At 54.6% G+C, this 15,683-nt stretch carries 14 protein-coding genes; 9 read left to right on the top strand and 5 right to left on the bottom strand.

Annotation, left to right across the window (positions count from 1 at the left end; all coding sequences use genetic code 11):
• The first annotated feature begins 29 nt into the window (after positions 1-29).
• The 3 genes from bglG (at position 30) to GA0061071_RS01245 (ending at position 4,274) form a co-directional block, all read left to right on the top strand.
• Positions 30-863: a transcriptional antiterminator BglG gene (gene bglG, locus GA0061071_RS01255; RefSeq protein ID WP_061494012.1), complete on the top strand. Its 834-nt coding sequence runs from the start codon at positions 30-32 to the stop codon at positions 861-863.
• Positions 864-1,007: 144 nt separating this feature from the next.
• On the top strand, positions 1,008-2,867 hold the full coding sequence (gene bglF / locus GA0061071_RS01250; protein WP_061494013.1) for a PTS beta-glucoside transporter subunit IIABC: 1,860 nt from the start codon (positions 1,008-1,010) through the stop codon (positions 2,865-2,867).
• A 15-nt stretch (positions 2,868-2,882) separates the two neighbouring features.
• Entirely contained in the window at positions 2,883-4,274 is a 1,392-nt protein-coding gene (locus tag GA0061071_RS01245) for a glycoside hydrolase family 1 protein (RefSeq protein WP_088238075.1), read from the top strand.
• Positions 4,275-4,312: 38 nt separating this feature from the next.
• Here the strand turns inward: GA0061071_RS01245 and GA0061071_RS01240 are convergent, their stop codons facing one another.
• Positions 4,313-5,227, bottom strand: a complete 915-nt coding sequence (locus tag GA0061071_RS01240) for a LysR family transcriptional regulator (protein WP_088238074.1) — start codon at positions 5,225-5,227, stop codon at positions 4,313-4,315.
• A 73-nt stretch (positions 5,228-5,300) separates the two neighbouring features.
• Here GA0061071_RS01240 and GA0061071_RS01235 point away from each other — a divergent pair, with 73 nt between their 5' ends.
• Positions 5,301-6,254, top strand: a complete 954-nt coding sequence (locus GA0061071_RS01235) for an MBL fold metallo-hydrolase (protein WP_061494016.1) — start codon at positions 5,301-5,303, stop codon at positions 6,252-6,254.
• A gap of 41 nt (positions 6,255-6,295) precedes the next feature.
• On the opposite strand, the gene GA0061071_RS23825 is transcribed toward GA0061071_RS01235, so the two are convergent.
• Positions 6,296-6,382 (bottom strand): small membrane protein YohP, encoded by an 87-nt coding sequence (locus GA0061071_RS23825; protein ID WP_088238073.1) that lies wholly within the window; start codon positions 6,380-6,382, stop codon positions 6,296-6,298.
• Between the two features lie 107 nt (positions 6,383-6,489).
• Here GA0061071_RS23825 and GA0061071_RS01225 point away from each other — a divergent pair, with 107 nt between their 5' ends.
• Positions 6,490-7,263, top strand: coding sequence for an SDR family oxidoreductase (locus GA0061071_RS01225; protein WP_061494017.1), 774 nt, complete (start codon positions 6,490-6,492; stop codon positions 7,261-7,263).
• Here GA0061071_RS01225 and GA0061071_RS01220 read toward each other — a convergent pair.
• Positions 7,260-7,847, bottom strand: coding sequence for a DedA family protein (locus tag GA0061071_RS01220; protein ID WP_061494018.1), 588 nt, complete (start codon positions 7,845-7,847; stop codon positions 7,260-7,262). The two genes, GA0061071_RS01225 and GA0061071_RS01220, sit on opposite strands and share 4 nt — an antisense overlap.
• A 172-nt stretch (positions 7,848-8,019) precedes the next feature.
• On the opposite strand from GA0061071_RS01220, the gene GA0061071_RS01215 reads away from it, so the two are divergent.
• Both GA0061071_RS01215 and pbpG read left to right on the top strand, forming a co-directional pair.
• A complete protein-coding gene (locus GA0061071_RS01215; protein WP_061494019.1) occupies positions 8,020-8,607 on the top strand; it encodes a Yip1 family protein in 588 nt (195 codons plus the stop codon).
• A gap of 182 nt (positions 8,608-8,789) precedes the next feature.
• On the top strand, positions 8,790-9,737 hold the full coding sequence (gene pbpG, locus GA0061071_RS01210) for a D-alanyl-D-alanine endopeptidase (protein WP_061494020.1): 948 nt from the start codon (positions 8,790-8,792) through the stop codon (positions 9,735-9,737).
• Here the strand turns inward: pbpG and GA0061071_RS01205 are convergent, their stop codons facing one another.
• Both GA0061071_RS01205 and dld read right to left on the bottom strand, forming a co-directional pair.
• Complete coding sequence (locus GA0061071_RS01205) at positions 9,738-10,292, bottom strand: GNAT family N-acetyltransferase (RefSeq protein WP_061494021.1); 555 nt, start codon at positions 10,290-10,292, stop codon at positions 9,738-9,740.
• Between the two features lie 106 nt (positions 10,293-10,398).
• Positions 10,399-12,126: a D-lactate dehydrogenase gene (gene dld, locus GA0061071_RS01200; protein WP_088238072.1), complete on the bottom strand. Its 1,728-nt coding sequence runs from the start codon at positions 12,124-12,126 to the stop codon at positions 10,399-10,401.
• 188 nt (positions 12,127-12,314) lie between these two features.
• On the opposite strand from dld, the gene bglX reads away from it, so the two are divergent.
• Together bglX and osmF are read left to right on the top strand one after the other, a co-directional pair.
• Positions 12,315-14,612: a beta-glucosidase BglX gene (bglX, locus tag GA0061071_RS01195; RefSeq protein ID WP_061494023.1), complete on the top strand. Its 2,298-nt coding sequence runs from the start codon at positions 12,315-12,317 to the stop codon at positions 14,610-14,612.
• A gap of 148 nt (positions 14,613-14,760) precedes the next feature.
• Complete coding sequence (gene osmF / locus GA0061071_RS01190; protein WP_061494024.1) at positions 14,761-15,678, top strand: glycine betaine ABC transporter substrate-binding protein OsmF; 918 nt, start codon at positions 14,761-14,763, stop codon at positions 15,676-15,678.
• Positions 15,679-15,683 lie beyond the last annotated feature (5 nt).

Below are 15,683 nucleotides of genomic sequence, written 5' to 3'. Positions count from 1 at the left end.
GATCAGGTTTTTTTGTTTCTGGGGTCGTGATGAAGATCGCCAAAGTATTAAACAACAACGTCGTGGTAGTGCTGGACGAGCACCAACGCGAGCAGGTGGTGATGGGCAGAGGAATCGCCTTTCAGAAACGTCCCGGCGATCCTCTGGACGAACGCTGTATCGAAAAGGTGTTTGCACTGCAAAGCGATGAGTTGGTGCGTCGCCTTGGTGAACTGCTGAGTCAGATCCCGCTGGAGGTGATGACCGCTTGCGATCGCATTATTGAACTGGCGCGCGAGCGGCTTGGCAAGTTGCAGGAGAGCCTTTACATCACCCTGACCGATCACTGTTTCTTTGCCATTGAGCGGCAGAAAAAAGGGGCGGTGATCCGCAATGTGCTGCTGTGGGAGATTAAGCGTCTTTACCCAAAAGAATTTCAGTTGGGCCAGGAAGCACGGGCAATCCTCGCCAAACGCCTTGGGGTGGAGTTAGACGAAGATGAGGCGGGTTTTATTGCCCTGCATCTGGTGACCGCGCAACTGAACAGCGAAATGCCGGAAGTGATGCATATCACCAAAGTGATGCAGGAGATTCTGCATATCGTGAAGTATCAGTTAAAGCAGGAATACGATGAGGAATCCCTTAGCTATCACCGATTTGTGACACATCTGAAGTTTTTCTCTCAGCGTATGCTGAGCCGCACGGTTGTGGAAGATGACGATCTCTCCCTGCACCAGGCGGTCAAAGAGAACTACAACCTGGCATGGCAGTGTGCGGAAAAGGTGGCTCGTCATCTGGTCAGCACCTATCAGCGTGAGTTGACCACAGAGGAAATTATGTTTCTCGCCATCCATATTGAGCGAGTGAGAAAAGATCGGCGCTAGGGCTACGCCTCGCGTTCTGGCATTACCTGGATTGTTACTGCGTGATACAACGCAGGCAAAACCTGAGTTCGGTACCGTGAGGTGCCGGTCTCAGGTTTTTTTTTACTCAGTCACCGCCCTCGGGCATGAAGCAAGGAACACAGCATGGAATATCAAGCGCTGGCGAAAGAGATTCTGAGCCACGTTGGTGGCAAGGAAAACATCAACAGTCTGGTGCACTGCGCTACGCGGTTGCGCTTTAAATTAAAAGAGATGAAAAAAGCCGATGCCGAAGGATTGAAAGCCAACCCTGGCGTGATCATGGTCGTCGAAAGCGGTGGGCAGTTTCAGGTGGTCATCGGCAACCATGTCCACGATGTCTGGCAGGCGGTGCGCAACGAAGCCGGGATAACAGACGACACGCCCGCTGCGACCTCTGACGAGAAAGACAACCTGTTCGGGCGATTGATCGACATCGTCTCCGGCATTTTTACGCCGTTTATTGGCATTCTGGCTGCGTCGGGGATCCTCAAGGGATTATTGTCGCTGGCGATAGTATGCGGTTGGCTCACCGCCGAAAGCGGAACGTACAAAATCTGGTTCGCCGCCAGTGATGCACTCTTTTTCTTCCTGCCATTAGTGTTGGGCTACACCGCGGGTAAAAAATTCGGCGGTAATCCTTTTACCACTCTGGTGATTGGTGGCGCATTAACGCATCCGCTGATGCTCAGCGCCTTTAACGCCAGTCAGGGGGCTGATGCGGTCAGTGAAAGCTTTCTCGGTATCCCCGTGACGTTTCTGAATTACAGCGGCTCCGTGATCCCGATTATTCTTGCTGCCTGGGTAAGTTGCTGGCTGGAGAAACAGGGGAATCGCTTTTTACACTCCGCCGTCAAAAACTTTATTGCACCGCTGCTGTGTATTGCCATCACCGTACCGCTGACGTTTCTGATCATCGGCCCGGTGGCGACCTGGCTGAGCCAGATGCTGGCTTTCGGTTATCAAACCATCTACACATGGGCACCGTGGGCGGCTGGCGCAGCACTGGGTGCGTTGTGGCAGGTTTGCGTGATTTTCGGTCTGCACTGGGGGCTGGTGCCGCTGATGATCAATAACATTGCGGTCCTGGGGCAGGATACGATGTTGCCCATCCTGTTACCTGCGGTATTTGGGCAGGTGGGCGCAACGATGGGTATCTTCCTGCGCACCCGCGACGGTCGGCAAAAAGCGCTGGCGGGCTCCTCAATTGCGGCAGGTATCTTCGGCATCACTGAACCGGCCGTTTACGGTCTGACATTACCGCTGCGCCGACCCTTTATTTTCGGCTGTGTGGCCGGGGCATTGGGCGGCGCGATCGTCGGCTTTAGCGGCACGCATGTCTACTCCTTCGGTTTCGGGAATATCTTCACCTTTGCGCAGATGATTCCGCCAGGCGGCGTAGATGCGACGTTGTGGGGCGGAATCCTCGGCAGCGTTATCGCACTGGTGTTGTCCTGCGTTCTGACATTTATTGCCGGGTTACCGAAGGTGTCCACCGAACGTGATCAGCCGCAAATGGTCGCCGCCACTGATGATAACGCACTGCTTGCGCCGATGAGCGGCACCGTGCTGGCGTTGGACCAGGTGCCAGACAGCACCTTCGCCAGCGGTCTGTTAGGCCAGGGCGTGGCCATCATTCCGCAGGAGGGGCGAGTGATTGCACCGTTTGCCGGACAAGTCGCCTCACTGTTTGAAACTAAACATGCCATTGGTCTGCTCAGCGACAGCGGCATTGAAATATTGATTCATGTCGGCATCGACACGGTCAAGCTGGATGGAAAACTCTTCACTGCCCATGTCCGGGTGGGGGACAACGTGCAGCCGGGCGACCTGCTGCTGGAGTTCGACCGCGCTGCGATAATTGCCGCCGGGTTCGATCTTGCCACGCCGATTATTATCAGTAACAGCGACAGCTTCGGGAGCATCAGCACCGTCGCGTCAACCTCAGTTCAAGCCGGGATGCCGCTGCTGGCGGTCGCCCGTTAATCAAAGGAGCCAGCAATGAAATCGTTTCCGAAAACATTTTTATGGGGCGGCGCGATTGCCGCAAATCAGGTCGAAGGCGCGTATCTGGAAGACGGGAAGGGGCTTTCCACCTCCGACGTGCAGCCGAAAGGGGTATTCGGCGATGTGGTTGAACGTGTGCCGGGCGACAGCGCCCTGAAAGATGTCTCTATCGACTTCTATCATCGCTATCCAGAAGATATCGCGCTTTTTGCAGAGATGGGGTTTAGCTGCCTGCGAGTGTCGATTGCCTGGACGCGTATTTTTCCCAACGGCGATGAAAGCACACCTAACGAAGCCGGGTTGGCCTTTTATGACAAGCTGTTTGATGAATTAGCGAAACATGGCATTACACCGCTGGTCACACTCTCACATTACGAAATGCCGTGGGGGCTGGTGAAACAGTATGGCGGCTGGGGCAATCGTAGAACCATTGCCTTCTTTGAACACTATGCGCGTACAGTGTTCACCCGTTATCAGCACAAGGTCAAGCTATGGCTGACCTTTAACGAAATCAATATGTCGTTGCATGCACCGATGACCGGTGTGGGGTTACCCGAAAACAGCAGCAAAGCAGACGTCTTCCAGGCAATTCATCATCAACTGGTCGCCAGTGCGCTGGCGGTAAAAGCCTGCCACGACATAATCCCTGACGGGAAAATCGGCAATATGCTGTTGGGGGGGCTGATGTATCCGCTGACCTGCAAGCCGGAAGACATCTTCGAAACGCTGCAGCAGAACCGTAGTTGGGAGTTCTTTGGCGATGTTCAGTGCCGTGGCGCGTACCCGGGCTATATGCTGCGCTACTTCCGCGACAATGGCATCAGCATTGAGATCACGGATGCTGACCGCGACGCGCTAAAATCGACCGTCGATTTTATCTCCTTCAGCTACTACATGACCGGATGTGTCACGACGGATGAAGAGCTGAATCAGAAAGCGCGCGGCAACATTCTCAGCATGGTGCAGAACCCGCATCTGGCAAGTTCAGAATGGGGCTGGCAGATCGATCCCCTCGGTTTGCGCACGCTGCTGAATATGCTGTGGGATCGTTGGCAGAAGCCACTGTTTATTGTAGAAAACGGGCTTGGCGCGAAAGATAAGGTTGAAGCAGATGGCAGTATTAACGACGACTACCGTATCGATTATCTGAACGATCACCTCGTACAAGTACGCGAGGCGATTGAGGACGGCGTTGAGGTAATGGGTTACACCAGTTGGGGGCCGATCGACCTGGTGAGCGCGTCGAAAGCTGAAATCTCCAAACGCTACGGTTTTATCTATGTCGATCGTGATGATAGCGGTAACGGTACGCTGGCACGCAGTCGCAAGAAAAGCTTTTATTGGTACCGCGATGTGATCACCAGCAATGGAGAAAGCCTGAAGTAAGCGGAACATGCCCGGTGTTGATACGCCGGGCACGGTTGTTACATCAACAAGTCAGTGATAAAGGTTTTCAGCCACATCACTGCCGGATCGCTGCTGTGGCGCTGGTGCCACAGCAGCGCCACGTCTATCGGTTCCGCTTCCAGCGGTACCGGACTCGCCATCAGACCGTGCGTACGTTGCCATTCTGCGGCAAGGCCCGAGGGCACCGTAGCCAGCGCAGGCATCGTCGCCAGCAATCCTGGCAGCGCAGCGAAATGTGGCGTCGTGTAATGGATACGACGCTGGTGGCCGGTTTTAGCCAGCAGCGCATCAAAATGGCTGCCGGTGGCTTCCCGGTAGCTGACCATCAGATGGGGCTGTGCAGCAAAGCTGTCGATATCCAGCGGCGTGGTTAACGTTAACTGCTGGGGATGCCAGAGTGTGACAAACGACATGGTTGTCAGAATTTCCCGTTCCAGCCAGCGTGGTCCGTCCGTGGCGACGCTTATTGCCATATCCATTTCCCCGCCTTCCAGCCGCGTAGCATCGCTAAACGGATCGCTGGCAATCACACTCAGGCGCATACCTGGTGCGGCCTGCTGTAACGCCGGTATCAGCTGCGGCATAAGCCACATCTCAACCCAATCAGCCATACCCAGCGTCAGCGACACAGTGACAGTACGGGGATCGAACGCTGTTTGCTGAAACAGCGTGCTCTGTAATTGCTCCAGCAGGGGCAACAACCCGGTATGCAACTCTTCCGCGCGGGCGGTGGGCTGCATGCGATGGCCACTGCGGATAAACAAAGGATCGTCGAACAGGGTGCGCAGGCGTGAAAGTACACCGCTGACCGCGGGCTGACCGAGGTGCAGTTTATCCGCCGCCGCAGAGACACTCTGTTCGCGAAACAGCACCGCAAAGGCGATCAACAGGTTAAGATCGATCTTGCGAAAATCATTCTCTTTGATAGTCATTATTGCTCCAATCAATTGGAATGATAGTAGCGGCGGCGGGATACTGGCGCAACTGAAACTATCGGAGCAGACAATGAAATATTATCCATTATTACTGGCGCTGCTGGTCTCTGGGGCAAGTCTCAACGCGCTCGCGACACCGCTGTCGACGCAGCAGGCGCAGGCACCGGGCTATTACCGCATGGCGTTGGGCGACTGGCAAATCACCGCCGTTTCTGACGGCACCGTAGCTGTGCCGTTTGATAAATTGCTCACCCCTATTACGCCGGAAAAACTGAAAGCGCGGATGGCGCAGGCAAACCTGCCGGTAAACGCAGAAACCTCCATCAACGCATTTGTGATCAACACCGGTAAGCAACTGATCCTGGTGGATGCTGGCGCCGGGCCATTATTTGGCGACGCGGGCGGTCACCTGCCGGAGAACCTGCGGGCAGCAGGTATCGATCCACAGGCTATCGATACGGTGCTGCTGACCCATATCCATGCAGATCACTCCGGGGGTGTACAGCGTGAGGGCAAACCCGTCTTCCCGAATGCCACCGTGCGTGTGGATCAGCGCGATGTGGATTTCTGGCTCAACCCCGCACATCAACGCGATGTGGAAGAGGGGCAGCGCCACACTTTTGCCGAGTCTGAGCGTTCGCTGCGTCCGGTGATTGATGCCGGTAAGCTCAGTCCCTTCCACGCCCCGGTACAGATTATGCCTGGCATTGATGCTATTCCCGCCGCGGGTCATACGCCCGGCAGCGTGATCTACCGTGTCAGCCACGCGGGTAAAACACTGCTGCTGTGGGGCGATATTATTCACGCACACCCGGTGCAGTTACCTCAGCCTGAGGTGGCGATCCATTTTGACGTCAATCGTCAGCAGGCGGTGGCGACGCGGGAGAACGTGCTGGCTCAGGCCGCCCGCGAAGGTGACTGGATAGCTGCAGCGCACATTGCCTTCCCCGGCCTTGGTAAGGTGATGAAAGCCGAAGAGGGATACCGCTGGGTGCCGATCAATTACAGTGCGCAGGGCAAATAACCTGCAATGCCCGGGTGTGCATGAGCGCACCCGGTTCGCCCTCAAAAAATCATCTTAAACACGCCCGTCACTACCAACAAACCAATCAAGAAGATAATCAGGATCACCCAAAGTAAAATCTTTAACATTTTCCTCGTCCTTCCGGCTGTTCAGGTAGTGCAAAGCTTAGGCAATCTCTCAGCATCCTGCCTTTTTTCTATACTTAGCTGTTCATACGTTAACCGGAGGGTGAAACATGACAGCAACGAAAGTCGCAATTGTTACTGCAGCAGATTCCGGTATCGGCAAGCAATGTGCGCTGATGCTGGCGGAGCAGGGGTTTGATATCGGTATCACCTGGCATTCCGATGAACAAGGCGCAAAAGAGACGGCCCGGCACGTTGAAAAACGGGGGCGACGTGCGGAGACCATTCAGCTGGATCTCAGCCAGTTACCGCAAGGAGCGCAGGCGATTGATTCGCTGATTGCCCGCTTCGGGCGTATCGACGCGCTGGTGAATAACGCCGGAGCCATGAGCAAAGCGCCGTTTCTTGACGTGAAATTTGAAGAGTGGCGCACCATTTTTACCGTGGATGTCGATGGCGCGTTTCTTTGCTCACAAATCGCCGCCCGGCAGATGGTTAAACAGGGGCAGGGCGGGCGCATTGTGAACATTACCTCGGTACACGAGCACACGCCATTACCGGAAGCCAGCGCCTATACTGCGGCCAAACATGCGCTGGGAGGGTTAACCAAATCCATGGCGCTGGAGTTGATTGAGCATAACATCCTGGTCAATGCCGTTGCACCCGGCGCGATAGCCACGCCGATGAACAACATGCGCGATGAAGATGCCACACCGGGTTCAATGCCCGACATTCCGCTGGCGCGACCGGGAAGAACCCGAGAGATTGCCAGCATGGTTGCCTGGCTCTGTTCTGATGATGCCAGCTACACCACCGGTCAATCGATGATTATTGATGGTGGCTTTATGCTGGCGAACCCGCAGTTTAAACCGAAAACCGGCTAGTCCTTCTCTGCGGAGCGGCTCTGGCGTTTTTTCCGACGATGCCGGAGCCAGCCACGCAGGCACACAACCAGCACCACCGCGATAACCAGCCAAATCCAGCGTTTCACATGCTGGTCGAACTGGTGCAGCCACGGACCAATCACTTCGCCGCCAATATATCCAAGCGTAGTGAAGATGAGCGCCCAAACGATAGCGCCAATGATGTTCAGCGGCAGGAAAATTTTCGGCCGCAGATGGCTGGTGCCAATCAATAACGGGCCGATAATGCGAAAGCCGTACATAAATCGCGAGCCAATCACAAACAGGTAAGGGTGGCGGCGAATGAGTGTTTGCGCCTGATGGATCTTCGCGCGGTGGCGGGAAAAACGCCGCAGGATCTTCATGCCATAACGCCTGCCCAGCAAATAGAGCAACTGGTCGCCAATCATCCCCCCCAGCGCAACGGACAGCACCACCAGTGGGAAACGCAGTAACCCTTGATGTGCGGCTACCCCGCCCAGCAGGGTAATGGTTTCGCCTTCGGCAATGCTGCCAATCACCAGCGCGGCGTAGCCATACTGGCTAATCAGATTATTGATATCCATTGTGTTTACGTCCTCCCGGTAAAACGCCTGTAAGCATACACCTGATATCGCACTCGCGCCGGAAGAAGAGCGTACTTTGCCGCGGCAGCATTTTTTGAGTTGTACATAAAATAAGCGAAATAGTGAATTATACTGGAAGTGTCGATGTCCGGGCATTCAGCAAGGGGGCGTTATGAACCATGTCTGGGGACTTCTTTCCCATCCCGATCGTGAAATGCAGGTTATCAGAGGTGAAAACGAAACCATTTCGCATCATTACACTCACCATGTATTAATCATGGCCGCTATTCCGGTGATTTGCGCCTTTATTGGCACCACGCAAATCGGCTGGAATTTCGGCGAGAACAGTGTCGTGACGTTGTCATGGGTGACCGGTTTCTCTCTGGCGGTGCTGTTCTATGCCCTGATGTTGGCGGGCGTAGCGGTGATGGGGCGCGTGATCTGGTGGATGGCGCGCGGCTACCCGCAACGGCCATCACTGGGGCGCTGTATGGTCTTTGCCGGTTATGTCGCGACGCCGCTGTTTCTGAGCGGCATTGTGGCGCTTTACCCGCTGGTATGGTTGTGTGTGTTGGTGGGCACGGTGGCGCTGTTCTACACCGGTTATCTGCTCTATATCGGTATCCCAACATTCCTGAGTATTAACAAGGAAGAGGGGCTGAGTTTTTCCAGTTCAACGTTGGCAATCGGCGTACTGGTGCTGGAAGTTTTGCTGGCGTTAACCGTGATCCTTTGGGGTTATGGCTACCGATTGTTCTGATACCTGTTCTCCGAATCTTGCGTTGCTGGTGTAAAAGCCGGCAACGCAATCTCTCGCAATGATTATCCTCTGGCGACAACCCTGCATGGCGGCTATTATGCCAAAGCCAGCTCTGCTATTGCTCCTGCTAACAGACGCGGTGTGCGTAATAACGTGCGTGAATAATCTTCAGAAGTCTCATCATGCAGAAATTTCGAGTCTCCTTATTAAGCCTGGCCTTATTATTGGCTGCGCCTGTGGCGCCATTTGCTGTTGCGAAAACGACTACCCCGACGGTTGCCGCACAACCTGAGATTGCTTCAGGTAGCGCGATGATTGTCGATCTGCAAACCAATCAAGTTATCTATTCCAGTCATCCCGATCTGGTGCGTCCTATTGCCTCTATCACCAAACTGATGACGGCGATGGTGGTGCTGGATGCGCGACTGCCGCTTGATGAGAAACTTACGGTGGACATCAGTCAGACGCCGGAAATGAAAGGGATTTACTCCCGCGTGCGTCTGAACAGCGAAATCAGCCGTAAAAATATGCTGCTACTGGCGCTGATGTCATCGGAAAACCGTGCAGCAGCAAGCCTGGCGCACCACTATCCGGGTGGCTATAACGCCTTTATTGCCGCGATGAACGCCAAAGCGAAAGCGCTCGGCATGAGCAATACGCATTTTGTTGAGCCGACCGGGTTGTCAATCCACAACGTCTCTACCGCGAGGGATTTGACCAAACTGCTGATCGCGACCAAACAATATCCGCTGCTGGGGCAACTGAGCACCACGCGTGAAGAGATGGCGACCTTTGCGAACCCGGCGTACACGTTACCGTTCCGCAATACCAACCATCTGGTCTATCGCGATAACTGGAATATTCAACTGACAAAAACCGGCTTTACCAATGCGGCAGGACATTGTCTGGTGATGCGTACCGTCATCAATAACAAATCGGTGGCGCTGGTGGTGATGGATGCGTTTGGTAAGTTCACGCACTTTGCTGATGCCAGCCGTCTGCGGACCTGGATTGAAACCGGGAAAGCCCAGCCGGTACCGGCTTCTGCATTAAGCTATAAGCGTCAGAAAGCGGCGCAAATGGCGCAAAACCCGGCCGACGATGACGCGCAGACCGCGCAAAACGATTAATTATTCCGGCAGCGTCCAGTCACCGTCGTTGAGTGGGCGCTGCATAATCAACGTATCCCGCCAGTCCCCTTTTTTATAGCCGACGCTGCGCAGTTGCCCGGCCAGTTCAAACCCGTACTTTTTATGCAGGCGCAACGAACCCGTATTGTTGTTGCCATCACCGATTACAGCAATCATCTGCCGCCACGGCCCGGCTTCGCAACGGTCGATGAGCGCGCCCATCAGCGTACTACCAATGCCGCGCCCAATCATACTGGCATCGACATAAATGGACTCTTCCAGCGTGTAGCGATACGCCTCGCGCGGACGGTAAAAATGGGCGTAACTGTAGCCGACCACAATGCCATGGTAGAGGGCGACCAGCCACGGCAGGCCATCACTGGCGACGTTGTTCATGCGGTTACGCATATCGTCAATGGTCGGCGGGACTTCTTCGAAGGAGGCGCGGCCATGCAGAACGTGCCAGGCATAGAGGGATGCAATAGCGTGTACGTCGTCAGGACAGGCGTCGCGTATCTCTATTGCAGGACCGGATAAGACATCAACAGCAGACATGACAGGTGTGCTCCTTCAAAGCAGAGAGCCATAGAAACGTTTCTATGGCTTTCGCTACTCTAGTACGAACGGAGCACACAATACAGTGCGCGGTACGGTTATTTCATCAGTGTTTCTGTACAGTGTCAGCCGCTTCGCTTTCCTGCCAGAATTTACGCTTGCTGGTTTTCCCGATGCCGGGGTTCATGCTGTTTGTCGGGTCGTTATCTTGATAGAAGCGTTTTAGTGTTTCTGTGGCTTCATACAAATGGCCGACGTTATGTTCAGCAGGATATTGCGCTCCGCGTTCGCGCAGCAGTGCCAGCATTTTTTCTTTAAGCGCGTGTGCATCCACCCCTTTTTTGACGATGTAATCCTGGTGGAAAACGTGGCACAAAAAGTGTCCGTAGTAGAGCTTATGCACCAGCTGGCTGTCGATTTCGGGCGGAAGATGCTCAAACCATTCGGTATCGTTACGTCGGAGGGCGATATCCAGCGGCAGAATATCCTCTACCTCATCGGCATGCACCGCCTGATAACGGATCGCGGCACCCGCAGCGGCAAAACGGTGTAAAAACGCTTTGCTGCCTTCCTCTGGCGTACAGACAAAGAATGCCCCCTCGGCGGTCGCGAAGTAGTCGTTTAACCAGCTTTGCGCTTCGGCAATACCGTCACCGGACATCTTTAACAGCAGGTGGTGTTCATATTTATTACGCCACTCTTTCATACGCGGCGGCAGGTGTGAAGGGAATAAGCGAGTGATCTTTTGCAGTGAACGGTCGACAAAATGCGGCTTAAAGAGCGGAGATTTTTCCAGTAACGCATCCGTACGCCCCTTCATGGTGAAGAAGAATGGCATTTTATCGGTGCCGAGCTTGTCGATCATCAGGAAGGTGTCTTTGCCGTACTGTTCGGCAATGTCGTAGATATCCCGATGCATATACTCCCCGGCGATGGGCAGGTGAGTAAAGTTCGCCAGGATATGGCGGCGGATCTCCGTGAGTACTGCGGTCTGGTTGGTGCCGATATAAAACACCTGCTGGTTGGCTTCCGCCGGGAAGGTGTCCAGGCGAACGGCGAACACCGCCAGTTTCCCTGCGCAACCTGAGGATTCAAACAGCCGGTCGGGGTCGGCGTTATAACGCGCTGGGGAAGCCGCTTCGATATCGCGCACGCGGGTGACGTAATCATGATCGTGTCCGTGGCGCTGGTCGTGGTGCACATCGGCATCGGTAATACGATCGTCATCGAGTTTGCTGAGGATCGCTTCAGGTGACTGACCCAACTCAATCCCCAAATGGTTCACCAGTTGTAATTTGCCCTGCTCATCAATACGCGCGAAGAGCGACATTTCGGTATAGGCCGGTCCACGTTGCACCAGGGAACCGCCGGAGTTATTACAGATCCCACCGATCACCGACGCGCCGATACAGGATGAACCAATCACCGAGTGCGGTTCACGGCCCAGTGGTTTCAGCGCTTTTTCCAGCGAATAAAGGGTAGTACCGGGGTACGCCAGCACCTGTTGACCGCCGTCCAGCAGATGTAACTTATCCAGACGCAGGGTGCTGATAATGACAATATCGCGGTCATAGTCGTTGCCGTTAGGGGTTGACCCTTCGGTAAGACCGGTGTTCGCCGCTTGCATCAGGATAATTTTATCGGCGCGAACGCAGGCTTGTAGCACTCGCCACAGTTCTACCAGCGTACCGGGAAAAACCACCGCCAGTGCGTCGCCCTGACCCGAACGGAAACCTTTGCGGTAACGGGCGGTTTTTGCCGGTTCGGTAAGCAGGTGAGATGCGCCAACCAGCCGTTTAAGTTCGTGTATAAAGGCATTATTTTCGTGTGACATGTTCCCCTCCTTGTGGCTAAACATGACTTTTCAGACCCATTGATAGTAGTCCTGGAAAGCGAACGGGGGAATGAATTTGCATAAAAATCAGCGTCCAACTCTGCAAGATGCGCCAGGATTATGTCACACTGCGTGCTTTCGCGGCCCGCTCCGCGGTTTTGGGTGAAAATACTAGAGAGTAAAACGACATGAAATGGCTATGTTCTGTAGGTGTCGCCGTGAGCCTTGCGCTGCAACCCGCACTGGCGGATGAGATGTTCGGCAACCATCCGCTGACGCCGGAAGCAAGGGATGCATTTGTCACCGACTTGCTCAAAAAAATGACTGTTGATGAAAAAATTGGCCAGCTACGCCTGATCAGTGTCGGCCCGGATAACCCAAAAGAGGCGATTCGCGACATGATCAAAGTGAGCCAGGTGGGGGCCATTTTTAACACCGTTACCCGGCAGGATATCCGCGCCATGCAGGATCAGGCGATGCAGCTTAGCCGTCTGAAAATTCCGCTCTTTTTCGCCTACGATGTGGTTCATGGTCAACGTACCGTGTTCCCGATTAGCCTCGGACTGGCCTCCAGTTTTAACCTTGAGGCGGTAAAAACCGTTGGCCGGGTGTCGGCCTATGAAGCCGCTGATGACGGCCTGAACATGACCTGGGCACCGATGGTGGATGTTTCCCGCGATCCGCGCTGGGGACGTGTCTCCGAAGGGTTCGGTGAAGATACGTATCTGACGGAAACCATGGGGCGCACGATGGTCGAAGCGATGCAGGGCAAAAGCCCGGCAGACCGCTACTCGGTGATGACCAGCGTGAAGCACTTCGCGGCGTATGGCGCGGTGGAAGGCGGCAAAGAGTACAACACGGTGGACATGAGCCCACAGCGTCTGTTCAACGACTATATGCCTCCCTATAAAGCGGCGCTGGATGCCGGGAGTGGTGGGGTAATGGTGGCGCTCAACTCGCTCAACGGCACGCCTGCTTCTTCGGATGCCTGGTTGCTGAAAGATCTGCTGCGTGACGAGTGGGGCTTTAAGGGCATCACCATTTCCGACCATGGCGCAATCAAAGAGCTGATTAAACACGGCACTGCTGCCGATCCGGAAGACGCCGTGCGCGTGGCGCTGAAGTCCGGCATCAATATGAGCATGAGCGATGAGTACTACAGCAAGTATCTGCCCGGGCTGGTGAAATCCGGCAAAGTGACCATGGCGGAACTGGATGATGCGACTCGCCATGTACTGAATGTGAAATACGATATGGGGTTGTTTAACGATCCCTACAGCCACCTGGGACCGAAAGAGAGCGATCCGCAAGACACCAATGCCGAGAGCCGTTTACATCGCAAAGAAGCGCGTGAAGTGACGCGGGAAAGTCTGGTGCTGTTGAAAAACCGCCTCGACACTCTGCCGCTGAAAAAATCCGGTACCGTGGCGGTGATTGGGCCGCTGGCGGACAGCAAGCGTGACTCGATGGGAAGCTGGTCTGCAGCAGGCGTGGCCGATCAGTCCGTTACCGTGCTTACCGGCATCCGTAATGCGCTGGCCGGTAAAGGCAACGTGATTTACGCCAAAGGTGCGAACGTTACCAACGACAAAGACATTGTTAACTTCCTAAACCTGTATGAGCCGGCGGTGGTGGTTGACCCTCGTTCGCCGAAAGCGATGATCGATGAAGCCGTGGCTGCGGCGCAGAAATCGGATGTCGTGGTGGCTGTTGTGGGTGAAGCGCAGGGGATGGCGCATGAAGCCTCAAGTCGCACCAATATCACCATTCCACAGAGCCAGAAAGATTTGATCGCCGCGCTGAAAGCCACCGGTAAACCGCTGGTGCTGGTGCTGATGAATGGTCGCCCGCTGGCACTGGTCAAAGAAGATCAGCAAGCGGATGCAATCCTCGAAACCTGGTTTGCCGGTACGGAAGGCGGTAACGCGATTGCCGATGTGCTGTTTGGCGATTACAACCCGTCCGGTAAGTTGCCCATGTCCTTCCCGCGCTCGGTCGGGCAGATCCCGGTCTATTACAGCCACCTTAATACCGGTCGTCCGTACGATGCCGATAAGCCGAACAAATACACCTCCCGTTACTTCGACGAAGCTAACGGCCCGCTGTATCCGTTTGGTTATGGTCTGAGTTACACCACGTTTAGCGTTTCCGATGTGAAAATGTCCGCACCGATCCTGACACGCACAGGCAAAGTAACGGCCAGTGTGCAGGTGACGAACACCGGTAAGCGTGAAGGTCAAACCGTGCTGCAGATGTATGTGCAGGATGTGACGGCCTCCATGAGCCGCCCGGTGAAACAACTGCGTGGTTTTGACAAGGTGAACCTGAAGCCGGGTGAAACCAAAACCGTCAGCTTCCCGATTGATGTTGATGCGCTGAAGTTCTGGAATCAGCGCATGAAATACGACGCGGAACCTGGCAAATTCAATGTCTTTATCGGCGTCGACTCCGCCCGCGTTAAACAGGGCGAATTCGAACTCCGCTAATCCTTTTCGGGCCGGGAAACCGGCCCGATTTTCTTCGCTATACCTTATTCCTTTATCGTTTAAATGGTTAACGCGACAAAGCCGCCATTTTTCAGCTACGCTTTTTTCTCAACCTGCTGAAAAAGGCAGTAAAACTGAGGAAAAGACAATGACAATCACGAAGAAGATTGCCTGCTCACTGGCGCTGATAGCCAGTGTGAGCTTACCTTTGCAGGCGGCGGAACCCATTAAAGTCGGTTCTAAAATCGATACCGAAGGCGCGCTGCTGGGCAATATTATTTTGCAGGTACTGGAAAGTCATGGCGTAAAAACAGTCAATAAAGTCCAGCTTGGTACTACACCCGTAGTCCGCGGGGCGATCACCTCGGGTGAGCTGGATATCTACCCGGAGTACACCGGTAATGGCGCGTTTTTCTTTAAAGATGAGAATGATGCCGCCTGGAAAAATGCGCAGCAGGGCTACGAGAAAGTGAAAAAGCTCGATGCTGAGCAGAACAAGCTGGTATGGCTGACGCCAGCGCCTGCCAATAACACCTGGACCATTGCGGTGCGCCAGGATGTGGCGCAGAAAAATCAACTTAAGTCTCTTGAGGATCTCAGCCGCTATCTGAAAGCGGGCGGCGTATTCAAACTGGCGGCATCGGCGGAATTTATTGAACGTACCGATGCGCTGCCGGCGTTTGAAAAAGCCTACAACTTCACCCTCAAGCAGGATCAATTGTTGTCGCTGGCGGGCGGCGATACGGCGGTGACGATTAAAGCGGCAGCGCAGCAAACATCCGGGGTGAATGCGGCAATGGCTTACGGCACCGACGGCCCGGTTGCTGCGCTGGGGCTGCAAACGCTGAGCGACCCGAAAGGCGTGCAGCCCATCTATGCGCCCACCCCGGTCGTGCGCGAAGCCGTACTGAAAGCTTATCCGCAACTGGATGCGTGGTTGAAGCCTGTTTTTGCCAGCCTGGATGAGAAAACCCTGCAAAAACTGAACGCCAGCATTGCCGTTGAAGGGCTGGATGCGAAGAAAGTGGCAGCGGATTATCTGAAAGAAAAAGGCCTGGTGAAATAAGCCGC

The organism is Kosakonia oryzendophytica (assembly GCF_900094925.1).
Classification (GTDB): Bacteria; Pseudomonadota; Gammaproteobacteria; order Enterobacterales; family Enterobacteriaceae; genus Kosakonia; species Kosakonia oryzendophytica.
The sequence above is the reverse complement of the archived record's forward strand: the minus strand, read 5'-3'. Positions and strand labels throughout refer to the sequence as shown.

Excerpts from the sequence above, each read along its gene's own strand:
- osmF (WP_061494024.1), top strand. The coding sequence starts at position 14,761 with ATGACAATCACGAAGAAGATTGCCTGCTCACTGGCGCTGATAGCCAGT.
- GA0061071_RS01215 (WP_061494019.1), top strand. The coding sequence starts at position 8,020 with ATGAACCATGTCTGGGGACTTCTTTCCCATCCCGATCGTGAAATGCAG.
- GA0061071_RS01235 (WP_061494016.1), top strand. The coding sequence starts at position 5,301 with ATGAAATATTATCCATTATTACTGGCGCTGCTGGTCTCTGGGGCAAGT.
- bglF (WP_061494013.1), top strand. The coding sequence starts at position 1,008 with ATGGAATATCAAGCGCTGGCGAAAGAGATTCTGAGCCACGTTGGTGGC.
- GA0061071_RS01245 (WP_088238075.1), top strand. The coding sequence starts at position 2,883 with ATGAAATCGTTTCCGAAAACATTTTTATGGGGCGGCGCGATTGCCGCA.
- pbpG (WP_061494020.1), top strand. The coding sequence starts at position 8,790 with ATGCAGAAATTTCGAGTCTCCTTATTAAGCCTGGCCTTATTATTGGCT.
- GA0061071_RS23825 (WP_088238073.1), bottom strand. The coding sequence starts at position 6,382 with ATGTTAAAGATTTTACTTTGGGTGATCCTGATTATCTTCTTGATTGGT.
- GA0061071_RS01240 (WP_088238074.1), bottom strand. The coding sequence starts at position 5,227 with ATGACTATCAAAGAGAATGATTTTCGCAAGATCGATCTTAACCTGTTG.
- bglX (WP_061494023.1), top strand. The coding sequence starts at position 12,315 with ATGAAATGGCTATGTTCTGTAGGTGTCGCCGTGAGCCTTGCGCTGCAA.
- bglG (WP_061494012.1), top strand. The coding sequence starts at position 30 with ATGAAGATCGCCAAAGTATTAAACAACAACGTCGTGGTAGTGCTGGAC.
- GA0061071_RS01225 (WP_061494017.1), top strand. The coding sequence starts at position 6,490 with ATGACAGCAACGAAAGTCGCAATTGTTACTGCAGCAGATTCCGGTATC.
- GA0061071_RS01205 (WP_061494021.1), bottom strand. The coding sequence starts at position 10,292 with ATGTCTGCTGTTGATGTCTTATCCGGTCCTGCAATAGAGATACGCGAC.
- dld (WP_088238072.1), bottom strand. The coding sequence starts at position 12,126 with ATGTCACACGAAAATAATGCCTTTATACACGAACTTAAACGGCTGGTT.
- GA0061071_RS01220 (WP_061494018.1), bottom strand. The coding sequence starts at position 7,847 with ATGGATATCAATAATCTGATTAGCCAGTATGGCTACGCCGCGCTGGTG.